The organism is Mesorhizobium sp. M4A.F.Ca.ET.050.02.1.1 (genome assembly GCF_003997725.1).
Classification (GTDB): domain Bacteria; phylum Pseudomonadota; class Alphaproteobacteria; order Rhizobiales; family Rhizobiaceae; genus Mesorhizobium.
On sequence record NZ_RZSG01000835.1, the window covers coordinates 1 to 2,509 of the forward strand.

The window sequence follows — 2,509 nt, forward strand, 5'->3', positions numbered from 1 at the left end:
GACAGGCATAGTCGGTGACACCAAGGAAGGCGTATTCGATCGAGCGAGATCCGTCCTCCGCGCGGCGGCGCACAAGCGGCACGACGAGTTGGAGGTCGCCGGCGGCATCCCGGCCGGTCACCACCAGCGGCTCGACGCCATGCGCCGGCACAAGATGGCGATAGAAGGCCGTCAACCAATCGGGATGCTGGAAGGCCGTTGCCCGGGCACGATTGAAAAGCAGGCGGAATTCCCGCGAGCCGAAATCAAACCGGTCGGCGGTCTCGAAAATGACCGGCGTGTCACCAGGGTGCGGTTGCCGCAGGGCGCGTTCAAGCACGTTTCAACCCCAGGAAAAGCCGCCTGAATACCTGCTGTGTGCGCAGCGCCGGATCGTCGAGCGCGATCCCCGCGCCAATCGGCATGTCGATGGCGCTCAGGGCCGCATAGAGCCTGTCCTCGCTCAGCCGCTGCGTCTCGACCCTGGCCGGGAACGTCTCGCGGTAGATCGTGCGGTGCGAGCCGTGCGCCGGGTTGGTGTTGATCTCGAAAATCTGCGGGTGCCCGTCCACAAGCGAGAAGTCGGCGCGGCCGTAGTCGATGCCAGCCAGATCAAAGGCCTGTCGCAGCACGTCCTCATAGAGATTGTCGGTGACGAAACGGCGCTCATTCTCGACGAAGGCGCCAAACATCGGATGGGCAAGAAGACGGGTCTTGTCCTCGACATCCTTGGCTGCCCAGCGGAAGTCGACCGCATTATGGTGGGCGATCAGCCGAGAGCCGACGCGGTAGGTCGCGAAACGCTGCCACACACCGGGGCTGACTTCCTGGCCGGCATATTCGATCACCAACTTGCCAGCCAGGGGAATGCCGTTCTCCTTCATGCGGGCGATTGTTGCGTCGAGCGCCTGTTGGTCGGCGATCAGGTCGAAATCGGACGACAGATGGTCGAACTCGTTGCGGATGAACACCGGAAAGGAGTTTGGCCGCGGCTGGCTTTCGCAACGCCAGACAGAGAATTGGTTGATCCCGGCCTCGTGCAGTGCCTTCAGCAGATCGTGTCGGCCGCGCAAGCGAGCGGGATGGTTGAGCACCCGCGAGCCGCCTTGCTCGAGCTTGTTCGCGACCTTCGCGGCCAGCGCGATCTCGAAGGACGACAGCCGTTCGTGATCGGTGAAGACCCAAGTGCCGGCGCGCAGTTCCTTTTGCCGGAAAAGGCGTTCGTAGCTCCAGCGGCGCGCATCGCCCAATTGGCGGACCAGATGACGGACGGTGTAGGCGTGGCTGCGCGTGGTGACGAAATTGATCAAGCGCCGTCCGGCGAACCGCCGTCCTCCTGAAAGGCCAGGACGTCGCCCCGGTTTCGCGAGCCGATGCCGGATCCCGACAGGATCGAGGCATAAAGCTCGAGGTTGAGGGCAACCGCCGAATGCACTGCGAAATCCCCGACCCGTTGGCGCCCGCGCTCGATCAGGGTGCTTCGCAGTGGATTCTCGTCCAGAAGCTCGATCGTGCGGGCGATCAAATCGTCACGCTGGCCGTCCCGCACCAATGCCAATGCCGGCGGATTGCCGGCGACATCGGCGACGCCACCAACGGCATAGGCGACTGCCGGCAGGCCGGAGGCCATCGCCTCGAGCAACACGCTGCCCAGGACCTCGCGCCGCGACGGCAGAATCAGGACTTCGGAAATCTGCAGAGCCTTTTTCACCTCCGTCGGGGAAACAAAACCGGTGATAGCGAAACAGTCCGGGCGCGAAATGGCGGCAAGCGCCGCTTCCAGTTTGCGCCGGTCGGGGCCATCGCCGCAAATCAACAAAAACACGCCCTTTTCGGCCAGGCGCTTGGCCAGGGCCGGCAAATCCTGCCAACCCTTTTCCGGGCTGATGCGGCCGATGAAGCTAACCACAGGCCGCCCCTCGGGGATGCCATGCTCGGAGCGAAAGGCTTGAAGCGCGTCCGGGTCGATCGGACGGCCGAACGCTTCGGCGTCGACAGCGTCAGCGATCACCGCCACGCGGCGATCCAGCCCGGTTTCCGCTACGGCTTCCCTGCCGTAACGCTCGGTGAGTGCGACAACACGGTCGGCCGACATCAAAGCATAGCGTTCCAGCCAGCGGGTGACATCATACGTCTTGCCCTTGAGCCGCAGTGCATGCTGGAGCCCGGACCAGAGCTGCGTGTTCATCGATACCACGAGAGGTATCTTCAGCCTGGAGACCAGAATGGCCATGGCCCGGCACCAGACCGAGTGGTTGAAGTGGATATGGACGACATCATAGCGGCCGCGTGCTCGAAGCAGCTCCGGCAATGCGGCCAGGAACCAGGTGAAGCAGAGCAGCGGGCCGGCGGCGAACTCCGGCAGCCAGAAGCCTGCGCATTTGAGGCGCATCCTCGGCGAAAGCTGAACCTCTCTCGGGCTTCCGGGAATGAACGTGGTCAGAATGGTCTGGGCGGCGCCGGCCTCGTCCATCGCGTTGGCGATTGTCCATGTCTGATTCTGCAGGCCGCCGACCGGATCGAAGGCGAC

Annotated in this window: 2 protein-coding genes and 1 pseudogene; all 3 read right to left on the reverse strand. The window is 63.8% G+C overall.

The window, feature by feature from the left end:
• Positions 1-319: pseudogene (locus EOA33_RS31925) on the reverse strand (hypothetical protein); the annotation flags it as partial.
• The gene (locus EOA33_RS31930) at positions 312-1,289 is read right to left on the reverse strand and encodes a hypothetical protein (RefSeq protein ID WP_127407438.1); all 978 of its coding nucleotides are present in this window, start codon (positions 1,287-1,289) and stop codon (positions 312-314) included. The pseudogene EOA33_RS31925 and the gene EOA33_RS31930, both read right to left, overlap by 8 nt.
• Positions 1,286-2,452 carry a glycosyltransferase gene (locus EOA33_RS31935; RefSeq protein ID WP_245482497.1) on the reverse strand — a complete coding sequence of 389 codons (1,167 nt, stop codon included), beginning with the start codon at positions 2,450-2,452 and terminating at the stop codon, positions 1,286-1,288. The genes EOA33_RS31930 and EOA33_RS31935 overlap by 4 nt, the downstream gene beginning before the upstream one ends.
• Between the last annotated feature and the right edge of the window lie 57 nt (positions 2,453-2,509).

Coding starts and splice junctions, on each gene's coding strand:
- EOA33_RS31935 (WP_245482497.1), bottom strand. CDS start 2,452: ATGGACGAGGCCGGCGCCGCCCAGACCATTCTGACCACGTTCATTCCC.